Origin of the sequence: Pseudomonas sp. Leaf434 (assembly GCF_001425545.1) — a bacterium.
Taxonomy (GTDB): domain Bacteria; phylum Pseudomonadota; class Gammaproteobacteria; order Pseudomonadales; family Pseudomonadaceae; genus Aquipseudomonas; species Aquipseudomonas siliginis.
The window spans coordinates 112596-128528 of sequence record NZ_LMQZ01000011.1 but is presented as its reverse complement, the minus strand read 5'-3'; the positions used below and the strand labels follow the sequence as shown (position 1 = coordinate 128528).

Genomic DNA, 15933 nt, shown 5'->3' with positions numbered 1-15933 from the left:
AGCCCGCGATGACCATGAATTCAGAACTTTCCGCCGCTGCTGTCGAGTCCGACGCAGTGCCGCGCAAGAGTCGCAAGAACAACCCGGAAAAGACCCGCGAAAACATTCTCCAGGAGGCGATCGTCGAGTTCGTCCAGCAGGGCTTGTCCGGCGCCCGCGTCGACGCGATCGCCGAGCGCATCCACACCTCCAAGCGCATGATCTATTACTACTTCGGCAGCAAGGAGCAGTTGTACGTCGAGGTGCTGGAGAAGCTTTACGGCGATATTCGCAGCACGGAAAACCGCCTGCACCTGGACGAGCTGCCGCCCGAGCTGGCGATCCGTCGGTTGGTGGAATTCACCTTCGATCACCATGACCACAACGTCGATTTCGTGCGCATCGTCAGCATCGAAAACATCCACAACGCCGAGTACGTAAAGCGTTCCGATGCGATCAAGGCGCTGAACAACACGATCCTCGACACCTTGGGCGGGATTCTGCAACGAGGCGCGGACGAAGGTTTGTTCCGGCGTGGCATCGATGCGCTGGACGTGCACCTGCTGATCAGTTCGTTCTGCTTCTATCGCGTGTCGAACCGCCACACGCTGGGAGAAATCTTCCAGATCGACCTGCCGGACGAAACCATCAAGCAGCGCCACCGCGAGATGATCTGCGAATCGGTGTTGCGCTACCTGAAGGCCTGACTCGATCCCCCCTGTGAGAGCGAGCCCGCTCGCGAAAGCGATGTGTCAGTCGCCCTGTTCGTTGACTGAATCGACGCCTTCGCGAGCAGGCTCGCTCCCACAGAGTTACCCTGTTGTTCAGCCATTCATGCTCTGAAAATGCTCGAGCATGCGCTGCGCATCCGGCACCACGCCGCTGAACAGTTCAAACGCCTTCACCGCCTGAAACACCGCCATGTTGCCGCCATCCAGGGTGCGGCAACCCAAGGCGCGGGCATCGCGCAGCAGCTCGGTTTCCAGCGGGAAATACACAATTTCCGCGACCCACATTGCCTTGCGTAGCAAGCCGGCCGGCACCGGTGAACCCGGCAGCTTGGCCATGCCCATCGGCGTGGTGTTGACCAGGCCATCGGCCTGCGCCAGCGCCCCGGGCAAATCCCGTCCCGCCTGCGCGCGACCGGCGCCAAAATGTTGATTCAGATTGTTCGCCAGGCTCTCGGCACGCTCGCGGTCGACATCAAAAATCGTCAATTGCCGTACGCCTTCGCTGAGCAGCGCGTGGGCCACCGCCGCTCCAGCCCCACCGGCGCCCATCTGGACTACACGTTCTAGGGCAGCGTCCGGCAGACCTCGGCGAAAACCCTCGGCGAAACCGAGGCAATCGGTGTTGTGGCCGACACGCTTGCCGTCCTTCAGCACCACGGTGTTGACCGCGCCGATACCGCGTGCTTCCGGGGACAATTCGTCGAGCAGCGGGATGACCGCCTGTTTGCACGGGAAAGTGATGTTCAGTCCGGTGTAATTCATCCGCTCCGCCGCTTGCAGCAGGTCGTGCAGGGCCGTGCTGTCGAGGTGCAATTGATCGAGGTCGATGAGCTGGTACAGATAACGCAGGCCCTGCGCATCGCCTTCGTGCTCATGCAGTGCCGGTGTACGTGAAGCCTGAATCCCGGCGCCGATCAGCCCGGCGAGTATCACCTTGGAACGCGACATGGTTCTTACCTCTGCAACCGCTGACCGAAATGCTCCAGCGCCAGGCGGTAGCCATGGCTGCCGAACCCGCACATCACCGCCGTGGCGATGCCGGAAACAAACGAATGATGACGAAACGGCTCACGGGCGTGGACGTTGGACAGATGCACCTCGATCACCGGCAATTCACTGGCGACCAGTGCATCGCGAATCGCCACGGACGTATGCGTCCACGCCGCCGGATTGATCACGATCCCGGCACAACGACCACGCGCGGCGTGAATCCAGTCGAGCAGCTCGCCTTCATGATTGGTCTGGCGAAATTCCACGGTCAGGCCGAACTCGTCAGCCGCGCGACCACACAGTGCAGAAATATCGGCCAGGGTTTCATGACCATAAGTCGCCGGCTCGCGGGTGCCGAGCAGGTTCAGGTTCGGGCCGTTAAGCACCAGAACGATAGGGGACATGGGGGCAACTCCACTTATTGTTTTTGGCATGGGCCGAGAGGTTCCGGCCTGTGGAGATAAAATGTACTAGATGGTTACATCGGTCAATTGAACAGAAATGACCTGGGCGTTTTATGTTCGGTGATCGCACAGATCAAAAGATCGCAGCCTTCGGCAGCTCCTACAGATAACCGCGTTCCACATGTAGGAGCTGCCGAAGGCTGCGATCTTTTAGAGCACCCACAAAAAAGCCGTCAATCACGACGGCTTTCTCGTACCAACTACCCGCGATTAGCGTCGGGTCAGCAGCACACCGGATTCCATGTGATGGGTCCACGGGAACTGGTCGAACAATGCGCACTTGGTAATGCGGTGGGTGTCATGCAGCTGGGCGATGTTGGCCGCGAGGGTGTCAGGGTTGCAGGAGATGTAGAGGATATTGTCGAAGCGTCGTGTCAGCTCGCAGGTGTCCGGGTCCATGCCGGCGCGTGGCGGGTCGACGAAGACGCTGCCGAATTCGTAGCTCTTCAGATCGATGCCGTGCAGGCGGCGGAACGGGCGCACTTCGTTGAGCGCTTCGGTCAGCTCCTCGGCGGACAAACGCACCAGCGTGACGTTATCCACAGAGTTTTCGCTGAGATTGCTCAGGGCCGCGTTGACCGAAGTCTTGCTGATTTCGGTAGCGAGCACTTTGCGCACGCGAGTCGCCAGCGGCAGGGTGAAGTTGCCGTTGCCGCAGTACAACTCGAGCAGATCGTCGCTGCGATCGCCCAAGGCTTCGTATGCCCAATTGAGCATCTTCTGGTTCACCGTGCCGTTGGGCTGGGTGAACGCGCCTTCGGGCTGGCGATAGCTGAAGGTGCGGCCGGCGACTTCGAGTTTCTCGACGACATAGTCCTGACCGAGCACTTCGCGCTTGCCCTTGGAGCGGCCGATGATGCTCACGCCGAGATCGGCCGACAGCTTCGTTGCTGCCGCATGCCAGTGCTCGTCCAGCGGGCGGTGATAGCACAGGGTGATCATCGCGTCGCCGGCCAGCGTGGTCAGGAATTCGACCTGGAACAGCTTGTGGCTCAGCGCCGAACTGGCTTGCCACGCGGCCTTCAACTGCGGCATCAACTGGTTGATGCGCAGGCTGGCAATCGGGAATTCTTCGATAAGGATCGGCGTGCGTTTGTCGTCCTGAGAGAACATCGCGTAGTGGCGTTCGCCGCCCTCGCGCCAGAGGCGGAATTCGGCGCGCAGGCGAAAGTTCTGCAGAGGCGAATCAAACACCGTCGGCGCAGGTGCATCGAACGGTGCCAGCAGATCACGCAAACGCGTGACCTTGGCTTCGAGTTGTTCGGCGTAGGCTTGGGAATCGAAACTCATGCGTTGAACCAACCCAACTTGATCACAAACAGAATCGACAGAATCACCAGTGCCGGGTTCAGCTCACGGGCACGGCCGGACAGCAGCTTGATGGCGGTCCAGGCGATGAAGCCGAAGGCGATACCGTTGGCGATCGAATAGGTGAACGGCATGGCCAGCGCGGTAACCACAACCGGCGCAGCCACGGTGATGTCGTCCCAGTCTATTTCCGCCAGGCCGGAAGTCATCAGCACGGCGACGAACAGCAGCGCTGGCGCAGTGGCGAACGCCGGAACGCTGGCCGCCAGGGGCGAGAAGAACAGCGCCAGCAGGAACAGGATTGCCACGACGATGGCGGTCAGGCCCGTGCGGCCACCGGCACTGACGCCGGCAGCGGATTCGATGTAACTGGTCGTGGTCGAAGTACCCAGCAGCGAGCCGGCCATGGCCGCAGTACTGTCGGCGATCAGCGCGCGGCCCATTTTCGGCATGTGGCCGTCCTTGCCCATCAGGCCGGCGCGCTTGGCGACGCCGATCAGGGTCCCGGAGTTGTCGAACAGGTCGACGAACAGGAAGGCGAAAATCACGCTGACCAGACCGATGTCCAGTGCGCCTTTGATGTCCAGTTGCAGGAAGGTTGGCGCCAGCGACGGCGGCATTGACATGATGCCGCCGAACTCGGTGACGTTCAGTACGATCGAGGCGATGGTTACGGCGAGAATGCCGATCAGCACCGCGCCACGCACTTTCAGCGCTTCGAGGGCGACGATCACGGCAAAGCCGACGGTGGCCAGAATCGGCGCCGGTTTGGTCAGATCGCCGAGGCCGACCATGGTCGCCGGGTTGCTGACCACGATGCCGGCATTGTGCAGGGCGATCAGTGCCAGGAACAGGCCGATACCGGCGGCAATCGCCGAGCGCAGTGGCAGCGGAATGGCGTTGATGATCCATTCACGGATGCGGAAGATCGACAGCAGAAAGAACAGCACGGCGGAAATGAACACCGCACCCAGCGCCACCTGCCAGGTGTGGCCCATGTGCAGCACCACGGTGTAGGTAAAGAAGGCGTTCAGGCCCATGCCCGGAGCGAGGGCGATCGGGTAGTTGGCGATCAGGCCCATCACGGTCGAGCCGATTGCAGCCGCCAGACAGGTGGCGACAAAGATCGCGCCTTTGTCCATGCCGGTCTCGCCGAGGATGCTCGGGTTGACGAACAGAATGTAAGCCATGGCCAGGAAAGTCGTGACGCCCGCAAGAATTTCGGTGCGCACGTTGGTGTTGTGTGCCTTGAGTTGAAACAGCCTTTCCAGCATGTCTGCTCCCCGTGGCGCGCGTGGCGCCGTGAATGTATCGACCTCAACAGCAAAGCACAGACCGTCGCAAGCGCCTGGAAAATTGTCGTGGGCCGGAAAAAGCCGCGCATCATACCAGCCGCGTGAGGAATTTGGCGGATGTTGGTGTCGATCGTCGGCGAAGTTTTGCGCAGCCAACAACTGCGCCATACTGCGCGCTGATTTTTTGGAGTGGGCAGGCATGCGCAACGGTTGGATCAGGATTTTCGGATGGATTGCAGCACTGCTGCTGACAGCTCCGGCGTTCGCGGCATCGGCGCCGCCGTTGACCGAGGTGAAGGTGATCAAAGTGCAATCGCCATCCTGCGGTCTGGAAGATATCGCCGATAACCAGCCGCAAACCCAGTGCGATCACAGCGGGCCGAATATCAAGGTCTATGTGCTGGAAGTCGGCTATGGCCAGAACCAGCCGCACGTGACTTTGGATGGCTTCGAGGTCAACGGCACCCGAGGTCCGGTGTGCGCCTTCGATAATGGCAATCTCACTGAATGCACCCCTGGCAGCAAAACCGTCGGTTCTCTTTATACCTTCGATCTGGCCGGCAAACAGCAAGGCACCTTCAACTTCAGCAACACCTCGATCAACGCCCCGCGCAACACGCTTTCGACTCAGCTTTACATCAAGTAACGGCTGTCTGCGCACAGGCTGGGACAAAGCTGACTACGCTTGACTGACTATCCAGCGGAAAGCGCCCATGACTTCCAGAGCCCTGATTGCCCTCGCCGAGGGCATCGACGATTTGCAAAGCGTGACCCTGATCGACGTGCTGCGCCGCGCCGGCATCGAAGTGGTCGCCGCCAGCATCGAAGGCCGACGCATGCTGACCTGCGCGCGCGGCACCCGGCTGACTGCCGACGGCATGCTCGTCGATGTACTGGCACAGACTTTTGACCTCATTGTCCTGCCGGGCGGTGCCGTCGGTTCCCGGCATCTGGCGGCGCATCAACCCTTGCAGCAATTGCTCAAGGACCAAGCCAGCGCCGGCCGCCTGTTCGCCGCCATCGGCGAAGCTCCGGCTGTCGCCCTGCAAGCATCAGGCGTGCTGCGCCAGCGACGCATGACCTGCCTGCCCGGCGCCAGCCATCAACTATCAGGCTGTACGTTTGTTGATCAAGCGGTGGTAGTCGACGGCAACTGCATCACCGCCCAAGGCTCGGGACCGGCGCTGGAGTTTGCCTTGACCTTGGTCGAGCAACTTGGTGGCAAGGCGTTGCGGGCGAGGGTGGCGGGGGAGTTGATGGCCTGACGGATTCAGGCCTTCTCTTCCACCGGTACATGCATCCGATCCCGATTCGCCAACGTCGGAAACAGTTTGATCCACGTCCCCGTCACCACCAGCGTGCCGATCCCGCCCATGACCACGGCCGGCACGGTGCCGAACCAGTGGGCGGTGAGGCCGGATTCGAATTCGCCCAACTGGTTGGATGCGCCGATGAACAGGCCGTTGACCGCACTGACCCGGCCGCGCATTTCGTCGGGGGTTTCCAGTTGTACGAATGAGGCACGGATGACCATGCTGATCATGTCCGCTGCGCCGAGCACCACCAGCACCGCCAGGGAGAACCAGAACGAGGTCGACAAACCAAACGCGATAGTGGCGACGCCGAAGATGCCGACGGCGGTGAACATCACCCGGCCAACATTGCGCTCCACGGCAAATCGCGCCAGGAACAGTGACATCAGCAACGCACCCACCGCCGGCGCCGAGCGCAACAGGCCAAGGCCCCACGGGCCGGTCAGCAGAATGTCCTTGGCGAACACCGGCAGCAACGCCGTGGCGCCGCCGAGCAACACGGCGAACAGGTCCAGCGAGATCGCACCGAGGATGTCCGGGCGGCTGCGGATGAAGCGAATTCCCGCCAGCAGCGAGTCCAGCGTGGCTTTGCCTTTATTCAATGGCGTCTGGCGTGCCGGCAGGTTGAGCATCAGCGTGCAGGCGATCACGTACAGCAGCACGGTCGGGCCGTAGACCCAGACGCTGCCGAACGCATAGAGCAAACCGCCAAGAGCCGGAGCGACGATAGTGGCCGACTGCTGCGCCGATTGCGCGGCGGCAACCGCACGGGGGAAAAGCGCACTGGGGACGATGCTGGGCAGCAAGGCCTGAGTCGTCGGCATCTCGAACGAACGGGCGGCGCCGAGCAGAAAGGCGAGGATGAAAATCATCTCGCGGGTGACGTGATCGGTGGCGCTGCCGATGGCCAGCGCCAAGGCAATCAATGCCTGCAATGACTGGCAGAGTGCGGCGACCTTGCGCCGATCATAGCGATCGGCAACGTGTCCGGTGTGCAGCATGAACAGCACGCGCGGGGCGAATTCGACCAGCCCGACCAGGCCCAGATCCAGCACGTTGCCGGTCAGTTGATACAGATTCCAGCCGATCGCCACGGTGAGCATCTGGAAACCGCTGGCGGTGAAAATCCGCGCCAGCCAAAAAGCCATGAACGGACGATGGTGACGTAACAGCAGGGGCTCTTGAATGGGCATCTGAAGGCAGTCTTGGGCGAGTGAACGGCGAGATTATCACCAGTCTGTAACAGGAAGTTGCTACGAGAAACAATTCAGTTAGCCAGACATCGATCGTTCATGCTGACAATCAACCCTGTGGTGAGGGGATTTATCCCCGTTGGGTCGCGCAGCGGCCCCAAAAGCTGGAAGCGACGACTGCTGCGCAGCCGAACGGGGATAAATCCCCTCGCCACGGGGGAGTGAGGCAACTTGTCACGCGGCAAACCACCACGCAGTTCATTGGTAAAAATGGGACTACTCTTTCAACGTTGCTTGATCCAGATCAAGACCCCGACCGGAACTGATCTGGCGGCCATTTGGCCAGACTCCCTGCGTTGCGATGGTTGCAAAAAAAGAACGAATCCGAATTCGCCGCACTCCATATCCGTGGGGGCAGTGGTGCAGGCCTCCGGGCCAGCTACCCGTATTACCTGACAGAGGAAGCCATATGTTCGGTTTAGAGGCTCTGGATCTCGCCCGAATTCAGTTCGCGTTCACCATCTCGTTCCACATTCTGTTCCCGGCCATCACGATTGGCCTGGCGAGTTATCTGGCGGTGCTCGAAGGCTTGTGGCTGAAGACCCGCAACGACACCTACCGCGATCTCTACCATTTCTGGTCGAAGATTTTTGCCGTCAACTTCGGCATGGGCGTGGTTTCCGGGCTGGTCATGGCTTATCAGTTCGGCACCAACTGGAGTCGTTTTTCCGACTTCGCCGGTGCCGTCACCGGGCCGTTGCTGACCTATGAAGTGCTTACGGCGTTCTTCCTTGAGGCCGGTTTCCTTGGCGTGATGCTGTTCGGCTGGAACAAGGTCGGGCGCGGCCTGCACTTCTTCTCGACGGTGATGGTAGCGATCGGCACGCTGATTTCGACCTTCTGGATTCTCGCCTCCAACAGCTGGATGCAGACCCCGCAAGGCTTTGAAATCGTCAACGGTCAGGTCATCCCCACCGACTGGCTGGCAATCATCTTCAACCCGTCATTCCCTTACCGGCTGATGCACATGGCCACGGCGGCGTTCGTCGCCACGGCGTTCTTCGTCGGCTCGTCGGCGGCCTGGCACCTGCTGCGCGGCAGGGACAACCCGGCGATCCGCACCATGCTGTCGATGGCCATGTGGATGGCATTGATCGTCGCGCCGATTCAAGCGGTGATCGGCGACTTCCACGGCCTCAATACGCTCAAGCATCAGCCGGCAAAAATCGCTGCGATCGAAGGCCACTGGGAAAACCATGGCGACGAAGCGACGCCGCTGATCCTGTTCGGCTGGCCGGACATGAAAGAGGAACGCACCAAGTTCGCCGTAGAGATTCCATACCTCGGCAGCCTGATTCTGACCCACTCGCTGGATAAACAAGTACCGGCGCTGAAGGAATTTCCACCGGAAGACCGGCCGAATTCGACCATCGTGTTCTGGTCCTTCCGGATCATGGTCGGTCTCGGTTTCCTGATGATCTTCACCGGTTTGTGGAGTCTGTGGCTGCGCAAACGCGATTCGCTGTATACCTCGCGGCCGTTCCTGCATCTGGCGTTGTGGATGGGGCCGTCCGGCCTGATCGCAATTCTTGCCGGCTGGTTCACCACGGAAATCGGCCGTCAACCGTGGGTGGTCTATGGCCTGATGCGCACCGCAGATGCTTCGTCCAACCACAGCTTCATGCAGATGAGCATCACCCTGATCATGTTCGTAGTGGTGTATTTCGCGCTGTTCGGCGCGGGGCTCGGCTACATGATGCGCCTGGTGCGCAAAGGGCCGAAGATCAGCGAAGGCAGTGAAACGCCGGACGGTGGTCCAGGCAAGAAACGCACCCCGGCGCGTCCGTTGTCCGCAGCCGACGATCCGGCCGAGGGCGAGCACGAAGACAACACTCGCTTGACCAAGGAGATTTGACTCATGGGTATCGATCTTCCGCTGATCTGGGCCGTGATCATCATCTTCGGCATCATGATGTACGTGGTCATGGACGGCTTCGACCTGGGCATCGGCATTCTCTTCCCGTTCGTGCCCGGCAAGACCGATCGCGACGTGATGATGAACACCGTCGCCCCTGTGTGGGACGGCAACGAAACCTGGCTGGTGCTGGGTGGCGCGGCGTTGTTCGGCGCCTTCCCGCTGGCCTATTCGGTGGTGTTGTCGGCGCTGTACCTGCCGCTGATCTTCATGCTCATGGGCCTGATCTTTCGCGGTGTGGCCTTCGAGTTCCGCTTCAAGGCCAAGGATGAAAAACGTCACCTGTGGGACAAGGCATTCATCGGTGGTTCGATCGCGGCGACGTTCTTTCAGGGCGTGGCGCTGGGAGCGTTCATCGATGGTCTGCCGGTGGTCAATCGCCAGTTCGCTGGAGGTTCACTGGACTGGCTGACACCGTTCACGCTGTTTTGCGGCGCGGCGCTGGTAGTGGCTTATGCCTTGCTCGGTTGCACCTGGCTGATCATGAAAACCGAAGGCAAATTGCAGGAGCAGATGCATGACCTGGCGCGGCCGTTGGCGTTCGTCCTGCTGGCAGTGATCGGTATCGTCAGCCTGTGGACACCCCTGTCGCATCCGGAAATCGCCTCACGCTGGTTCAGCATGCCGAATCTGTTCTGGTTCATGCCGGTGCCGATTCTGGTGCTGGTCACCTTGTACGGCCTGATCCGCGCGGTGGCACGTAACGCCAACTACACGCCGTTCCTGCTGACCCTGGTGCTGATCTTCCTCGGCTACAGTGGCTTGGGCATCAGCCTGTGGCCGAACATCGTGCCGCCGTCGATCTCGATCTGGGACGCCGCCGCGCCGCCGCAAAGTCAGGGCTTCATGCTGGTCGGCACGCTGTTCATCATTCCGTTCATCCTGGGTTATACCTTCTGGAGCTACTACGTGTTCCGCGGCAAGGTCACCCACGAAGATGGTTATCACTAATCCAATTGCTGGGCTTGCCCTGTGGGAGCGAGCCTGCTCGCGAAGGCGTCCGCAGTGACGCCTTGGCTTAACGGAGATCGATGCAATGACCGGCAAACATTCCCTGCACGACATTGAAGAAGCCGAAAAAAAGCCGCTGTGGCAGCGGCTCGGCTGGTTGGCCCTGATCTGGGTTGGCAGTGTCGGCGTGTTGTTCATCGCCGCCAGCCTGATGCGCATGTTCATGAATGCCGCGGGTTTGACCACCCACTGAAATATCCCGTCCCGGCGCCTTCGGGTATGGACTTGCGACCCTCCTCACGGAGGGTTTTTTTATGCCGCAGATTTATTTGCGCGCTTTGAGGATGACGAATTTCGGCGTGGCCGCCACTTGCTCGACACCGCGGAACAGGCGCGCCAGTTTGCTGTGATAGCCCAGATGCCGATTGCCGACGATGTACAGCGCACCGCCGACCACCAGTGCCTCGCGCGCCTGCTGGAACATGCGCCAGGCGAGGAAATCGCCGACCACCTGTTGCTGATGGAACGGTGGGTTGCACAGCACCACGTCCAGCGACTGCGGCGCCTGCCCGGCCAGACCGTCGCCAGCGCGCACGGTGACTTCACGAGCGCCCAATGCCGCGCGCCAGTTCTCGGCAGCCGATTGCACCGCCATGAACGATTCGTCGACCAGCGTGTAATGCGCATCCGGGTTCTGCAAGGCGCTGGCGATTGCCAGAACACCGTTGCCGCAACCGAGATCGGCGACCCGCGCGTGGCCAAGGTTCTTCGGCAGATGCGGCAGAAACGCGCGAGTGCCGATGTCGAGGCCTTCGCGGCAGAACACGTTGGCGTGGTTGAGCAATTCGATCGCTGGTTCGTCGAGACGATAGCGAGTCGGGTAGGGCGATGTGGCGGGCGCTTTGGTTTCAGGCGTGGCGATCAGCAGTCGGGCTTTCTTCACGGCCAGCGACGCCTGCACCGGGCCAATGTAGCGCTCGAGCAGATCGCCGGCGCCGCGCGGCAGATGCTTGACCATGGCGGCGGCGATCACTTGCGCGCCCGGAGCGAGTTGCCCTTGCAGGCGGATCAACTGCTCTTCCAATAGCGCCAGCGTCTTGGGAACGCGGATCAGCACCCGGTCAAACGGCCCGACCAAGGGCTCACTGGCCGGAACCGGACGAATCGCGTCGAACGCCTGGCCATTGCGCAGCAGATTCTTTTCCAGCCCGACGAAACCGAGGAACGAGTCGCCGCTGCTGCTCACCTCGACCTTGCCCAGCAGGCTGATCGCCAAGGCGCCAAAGCTGTCATTGAGCACCAGCACGCGGGTGCTGCTCTGAGGTTGTTCGCTGGCGAGATGATTGAGCAGGTATTCGTCCGCCGCATCGAAGGCTTGCAGCGGTTCATTCTGCTGTTCAGGCTGGCGGATCAGGTCGAGCTGGGCGAAAGGCGTTTCGAGCAAGGGCATGGGGCGGGGACTCAGGATATTCGGCAGATATCCCGTTGCCGGCAGATGGTGCGACGGGATCCGACCGAGTGGACTGCGATGCAAGCAGGTTGCGTCATCACTCGGAAAGGCCTGAATGGTACGTTTTTTTGCGCGTAAATACTCGCAGGATTACCGTGCGATATTGCTCGTCAGTCAGATAATCCCGGCACGAGCGGCGGCAATCACTGCGGAAATCTTGTTGCAGACGTTGAATTTTTCGATGACGTTTTGCACATGATAGTTAACGGTGCGTTCGCTCAGGCTGAGGATTCTCGAAATATCGTGAGCGGTCTTGCCCATGGCGGACAATTTCATGATCTCCAGTTCCCGGGACGATAGCCTCGGTTTGCTGGGTTTGGCCGGTGTGGGAACGGTGCGGGCATACAGGTCACTGAAGTGTCGGTTGGCAAAAAACAGATAACCGTAATGCTCATACAGTTCGAGCGGGCTGATCGGGCAGTGGCTTCGAGCCAGACTGATGATGCTGCACAAACCGCTGGTTTCGTCATGAAAGGCCTGCGACCAGCCATGCTGCAGCCCATTCTGTTTCAACGCCTGCCACAACTCGGGTGCATCGTTGAAGACTCTTTCTTCCCAGACGATGGGTAATATTGAGTGATTGCAATGCGCTATTACCGGATCAATATTGCGAAAGTTCTCTTTGTTGTACTGAATGTTCCATTCTTTAGGGTAGTTATTGATCTGCAAGGCATTCAGGTGGACATCACGATGAGGGGACGTCACTGCTATTGCACAGTAGTTAAAGCCCAGATTCTCGGCAAATCTCAGCAGTATCGGGTACGCCGCTTCAATGCCTTTGGCAAATGTCAGTTGTTTCAATTGTGATTCCTTCCACGTTTCCATGAACTTTGCCTCTGTATCTTGATATCGGGGTGCGGAATGGATCCAAAAGATCCGGCACGAATCGAAGTGTAGGATCTTTCCTGCGAAACGCCTTACATTTTTTCGAGATTGAAACTTTGATGTTTTTTATAAAGTGTTCTTAGCAATACGCGCTGTTATATTTTAACTGCCATCTTAAAGTTATTACTCTAGATCTAACATTGACATCACATCGAATGTGCAGCGCTGATTCTGTCAATATCATTACCGTTGGCAGGTGTTTGGCAGCGCGGTTTTGCGGGACACTGTAGGCAATCGTTTCAAGGAGCGCCTCATGACTGCCAGTACCGAGAAGTACACCACCCAGACCTTGCTCGATGTGCAACCGTTGACGCCGAACCTGTTCACGCTGCGCACCAGCCGCGACCCCGGCTTTCGCTTCCGTGCCGGCCAGTTCGCCCGGCTGGGCGTGAGCAAGGCCGATGGGAGCACGGTCTGGCGCGCCTATTCGATGGTGTCGTCGCCGTTCGACGAGTTTCTCGAGTTCTTTTCCATCGTCGTGCCGGGCGGCGAATTCACCAGTGAGCTGAGCCGGCTCCAGGTCGGCGACAGCTTGATGGTAGAACGCCAGGCGTTTGGCTACCTGACGCTGGATCGCTTTGTCGATGGCCGAGACCTGTGGTTACTGTCCACCGGCACCGGGGTGGCACCGTTTCTTTCGATCCTGCAGGACTTCGAGGTCTGGGAGAAATTCGAGCGAATCATTCTGGTTTACAGCGTGCGGGAGGCGCGGGAGCTGGCTTATCAGGAGTTGATCGCCGGGTTGGCGCAACGGGACTATCTGAGCGAATACGCCCACAAGCTGCAATTCATCCCCACTGTGACCCGCGAAGCGCATCCAGGCGCGCTGCGGGGCCGGATTACTACGCTGATTGAAAACGGCGAGCTGGAACGTGCGGCGGGCGTTGAGCTCTCGCCAGAGCATTCGCGTGTGATGTTGTGCGGCAACCCGCAGATGATCGACGACACTCGCGCCTTGCTCAAGCAGCGCGACATGCGCCTGAGCCTGACGCGCAAGCCGGGGCAGGTTGCGGTGGAAAATTACTGGTAACGGAAACGGCACCCGCGGGTGCCGTTTTGATGACTACCGAATGCCTCAGGGCCGCTCGTTCTGCGCCTTGAGCAGGTCGCGAATTTCGCCCAGCAGTTGCTCTTCCTTGCTCGGGATCGGCGGCGCGGTCGGTGCTACAGCTTCTTCGCGCTTGAGGCGGTTGATGGCTTTGACACCCATGAAAATCGCGAAAGCGACAATCACGAAATCCAGCACCGTCTGCAGGAATTTGCCGTAAGCCAGCACCACTGCGGGCGCATCGCCCTGGGCTGCTTTGAGCGTGACAGCCAGATCACTGAAGTCCACCCCACCGATCAACAGGCCAATCGGCGGCATGATCACGTCGCCGACAAACGACGAAACGATTTTGCCAAACGCCGCGCCGATGATGATACCGACGGCCATGTCGACCACATTGCCTTTGACCGCGAAGGCCTTGAACTCGCTAAGCACGCCCATAGTTATTTCCTTGTTACAGATGAGTTTGGTGTTGGCAGTGTAAATCAGCGAAACGCCTCCTGCGCGAAACACCTTCTTACAATGCCCGTTTTTATCGACACATCGATTGACGATTAGTTTGCAAATTGCCAGCAATCGCGCGCGGAATACGCGCTAACCCGCTGACGGGAAAGCCAATTTCTTCAATCATGGTGTTACGTTCTTTCTATTTATGTTCTGCGGCACAGGCCTCTAGCCTTGGTGTGGCGCACCTGGATGCGCCCAATAAAACCAGAGGAACCTGATATGACATCCACTCCTGGACTGGGGGCTTTTCCCTTCCGCCGCACCTTCGGCGTACTGACTGCCGGGCTGCTGACCTTTTCGGTCAACGCCGCTCCGCTGACCCGCGATAACGGCTCGGCAGTCGGTGACAATCAGAACTCGCAAACTGCCGGCGCCAACGGCCCGGTGCTGCTGCAGGATGTGCAACTGATCCAGAAGCTGCAGCGCTTCGATCGTGAACGCATCCCCGAGCGCGTCGTACACGCACGCGGCACCGGCGCTCACGGCACCTTCACCGTGACCGATGACCTCAGCGACCTGAGCAAGGCCAAGGTGTTCGCCGCAGGCCAGAGCACGCCGGTATTCGTGCGTTTCTCGGCGGTGGTGCATGGCAACCATTCCCCGGAAACCCTGCGTGACCCGCGCGGTTTCGCCACCAAGTTCTACACTGCTGACGGCAATTGGGATCTGGTCGGCAACAATTTCCCGACCTTCTTCATCCGCGATGCGATCAAATTCCCGGACATGGTGCACGCCTTCAAGCCCGATCCGCGCACCAACCTCGATGACGATTCGCGCCGGTTCGATTTCTTCTCCCATGTACCGGAAGCCACCCGCACGCTGACCGAGTTGTATTCCAACTACGGCACTCCGGCCAGTTATCGGGAGATGGATGGCAATGGTGTTCATGCCTATAAGCTGATCAATGCCAGGAATGAAGTTCACTATGTGAAGTTTCACTGGAAGAGTCTTCAAGGCATCAAGAATCTCACGCCAAAACAAGTCAGCGAAGTTCAGGGTCAGGATTACAGTCATATGACCAACGACTTGGTGAGTAATATCAACAAGGGTAACTTTCCGAAGTGGGACTTGTACGTGCAGGTTCTCAAGCCACAGGATTTGTCCAAGTTTGATTTCGATCCACTGGATGCAACCAAGATCTGGCCGGGTATTGCCGAGCGCAAAGTTGGACAAATGGTCCTGAACCGTAATCCGGCCAATGTCTTCCAGGAAACCGAACAAGTTGCCATGGCTCCAGCCAACGTAGTTCCGGGTATCGAACCTTCGGAAGATCGTTTGTTGCAGGGGCGAGTGTTCTCTTATGCCGATACGCAGATGTATCGCCTCGGCGCCAACGCTTTGCAATTGCCGATCAACGCACCGAAAACCGCAGTGAACAATGGCAATCAGGATGGTGCGATGAATTTCGGCGCCAGCCAGTCCGGCGTCAACTACCAGCCAAGCCGCCTGCAACCGCGTGAAGAAACGCCAGCGGCGCGTTACAGCCAGTCGGCGCTGGCGGGCAGCACCCAGCAGGCGAAGATCCAGCGTGAGCAGAACTTCAAGCAGGCCGGTGATCTGTATCGCTCGTACAGCAAGCAGGAACGCCGCGACCTGATCGACAGCTTCGGCGGCTCGCTGGCCACCACCGATGACGAGAGCAAGCACATCATCCTGTCCTTCCTGTACAAGGCCGACCCTGAGTACGGCAGCGGTGTGACTGAAGTGGCCAAGGGCGACCTCAGCCGCGTGAAAGCACTGGCGGCGAAACTGACCGACTGATAGCGATGCGGCGCACGCGAGGG

At 59.5% G+C, this 15933-nt stretch carries 16 protein-coding genes; 8 read left to right on the top strand and 8 right to left on the bottom strand.

All coding sequences use genetic code 11. From position 1 onward, the window contains the following. Nucleotides 1–8: 8 nt before the first annotated feature. Nucleotides 9–686 carry a TetR/AcrR family transcriptional regulator gene (locus ASG55_RS22695; protein ID WP_016773079.1) on the top strand — a complete coding sequence of 226 codons (678 nt, stop codon included), beginning with the start codon at nucleotides 9–11 and terminating at the stop codon, nucleotides 684–686. Between the two features lie 117 nt (nucleotides 687–803). Here the strand turns inward: ASG55_RS22695 and ASG55_RS22690 are convergent, their stop codons facing one another. From ASG55_RS22690 to ASG55_RS22675, 4 genes are all read right to left on the bottom strand, one after another. After that, nucleotides 804–1658 (bottom strand): shikimate dehydrogenase, encoded by an 855-nt coding sequence (locus tag ASG55_RS22690; protein ID WP_056790559.1) that lies wholly within the window; start codon nucleotides 1656–1658, stop codon nucleotides 804–806. 5 nt (nucleotides 1659–1663) lie between these two features. Next, nucleotides 1664–2104, bottom strand: coding sequence for a type II 3-dehydroquinate dehydratase (aroQ, locus tag ASG55_RS22685; RefSeq protein WP_056790556.1), 441 nt, complete (start codon nucleotides 2102–2104; stop codon nucleotides 1664–1666). 270 nt (nucleotides 2105–2374) lie between these two features. After that, nucleotides 2375–3454 carry a tRNA (uridine(54)-C5)-methyltransferase TrmA gene (trmA, locus tag ASG55_RS22680; RefSeq protein ID WP_056790553.1) on the bottom strand — a complete coding sequence of 360 codons (1080 nt, stop codon included), beginning with the start codon at nucleotides 3452–3454 and terminating at the stop codon, nucleotides 2375–2377. Beyond that, entirely contained in the window at nucleotides 3451–4746 is a 1296-nt protein-coding gene (locus ASG55_RS22675; protein WP_016773083.1) for an NCS2 family permease, read from the bottom strand. The genes trmA and ASG55_RS22675 overlap by 4 nt, the downstream gene beginning before the upstream one ends. 220 nt (nucleotides 4747–4966) lie before the next feature. Here ASG55_RS22675 and ASG55_RS22670 point away from each other — a divergent pair, with 220 nt between their 5' ends. Then, nucleotides 4967–5413 carry a DUF4879 domain-containing protein gene (locus tag ASG55_RS22670; protein WP_056790550.1) on the top strand — a complete coding sequence of 149 codons (447 nt, stop codon included), beginning with the start codon at nucleotides 4967–4969 and terminating at the stop codon, nucleotides 5411–5413. Nucleotides 5414–5480: 67 nt separating this feature from the next. Then, the gene (locus ASG55_RS22665) at nucleotides 5481–6032 is read left to right on the top strand and encodes a DJ-1 family glyoxalase III (protein WP_056790548.1); all 552 of its coding nucleotides are present in this window, start codon (nucleotides 5481–5483) and stop codon (nucleotides 6030–6032) included. Nucleotides 6033–6037: 5 nt separating this feature from the next. On the opposite strand, the gene ASG55_RS22660 is transcribed toward ASG55_RS22665, so the two are convergent. Further along, nucleotides 6038–7273 carry an MFS transporter gene (locus ASG55_RS22660; RefSeq protein WP_056790545.1) on the bottom strand — a complete coding sequence of 412 codons (1236 nt, stop codon included), beginning with the start codon at nucleotides 7271–7273 and terminating at the stop codon, nucleotides 6038–6040. A gap of 469 nt (nucleotides 7274–7742) precedes the next feature. Here ASG55_RS22660 and ASG55_RS22655 point away from each other — a divergent pair, with 469 nt between their 5' ends. The 3 genes from ASG55_RS22655 (at nucleotide 7743) to ASG55_RS26575 (ending at nucleotide 10452) form a co-directional block, all read left to right on the top strand. Then, the gene (locus tag ASG55_RS22655; RefSeq protein WP_024014409.1) at nucleotides 7743–9188 is read left to right on the top strand and encodes a cytochrome ubiquinol oxidase subunit I; all 1446 of its coding nucleotides are present in this window, start codon (nucleotides 7743–7745) and stop codon (nucleotides 9186–9188) included. A gap of 3 nt (nucleotides 9189–9191) precedes the next feature. Next, entirely contained in the window at nucleotides 9192–10199 is a 1008-nt protein-coding gene (gene cydB, locus ASG55_RS22650) for a cytochrome d ubiquinol oxidase subunit II (protein ID WP_016773089.1), read from the top strand. A gap of 85 nt (nucleotides 10200–10284) precedes the next feature. Further along, nucleotides 10285–10452, top strand: a complete 168-nt coding sequence (locus tag ASG55_RS26575; protein ID WP_016773090.1) for a DUF2474 domain-containing protein — start codon at nucleotides 10285–10287, stop codon at nucleotides 10450–10452. 72 nt (nucleotides 10453–10524) lie between these two features. On the opposite strand, the gene ASG55_RS22645 is transcribed toward ASG55_RS26575, so the two are convergent. Both ASG55_RS22645 and ASG55_RS22640 read right to left on the bottom strand, forming a co-directional pair. Further along, a complete protein-coding gene (locus ASG55_RS22645) occupies nucleotides 10525–11649 on the bottom strand; it encodes a methyltransferase (protein ID WP_056790544.1) in 1125 nt (374 codons plus the stop codon). A 174-nt stretch (nucleotides 11650–11823) separates the two neighbouring features. Next, nucleotides 11824–12534: an autoinducer binding domain-containing protein gene (locus ASG55_RS22640; protein WP_056790540.1), complete on the bottom strand. Its 711-nt coding sequence runs from the start codon at nucleotides 12532–12534 to the stop codon at nucleotides 11824–11826. 313 nt (nucleotides 12535–12847) lie between these two features. Between ASG55_RS22640 and ASG55_RS22635 the strand changes: the two genes are divergently transcribed. Further along, nucleotides 12848–13624, top strand: coding sequence for a ferredoxin--NADP reductase (locus tag ASG55_RS22635; protein ID WP_056790537.1), 777 nt, complete (start codon nucleotides 12848–12850; stop codon nucleotides 13622–13624). A 45-nt stretch (nucleotides 13625–13669) separates the two neighbouring features. Here the strand turns inward: ASG55_RS22635 and mscL are convergent, their stop codons facing one another. Further along, entirely contained in the window at nucleotides 13670–14083 is a 414-nt protein-coding gene (gene mscL, locus ASG55_RS22630) for a large-conductance mechanosensitive channel protein MscL (RefSeq protein ID WP_024014404.1), read from the bottom strand. Between the two features lie 285 nt (nucleotides 14084–14368). On the opposite strand from mscL, the gene ASG55_RS22625 reads away from it, so the two are divergent. Next, complete coding sequence (locus ASG55_RS22625) at nucleotides 14369–15910, top strand: catalase (RefSeq protein WP_056790535.1); 1542 nt, start codon at nucleotides 14369–14371, stop codon at nucleotides 15908–15910. Nucleotides 15911–15933: the final 23 nt, after the last annotated feature.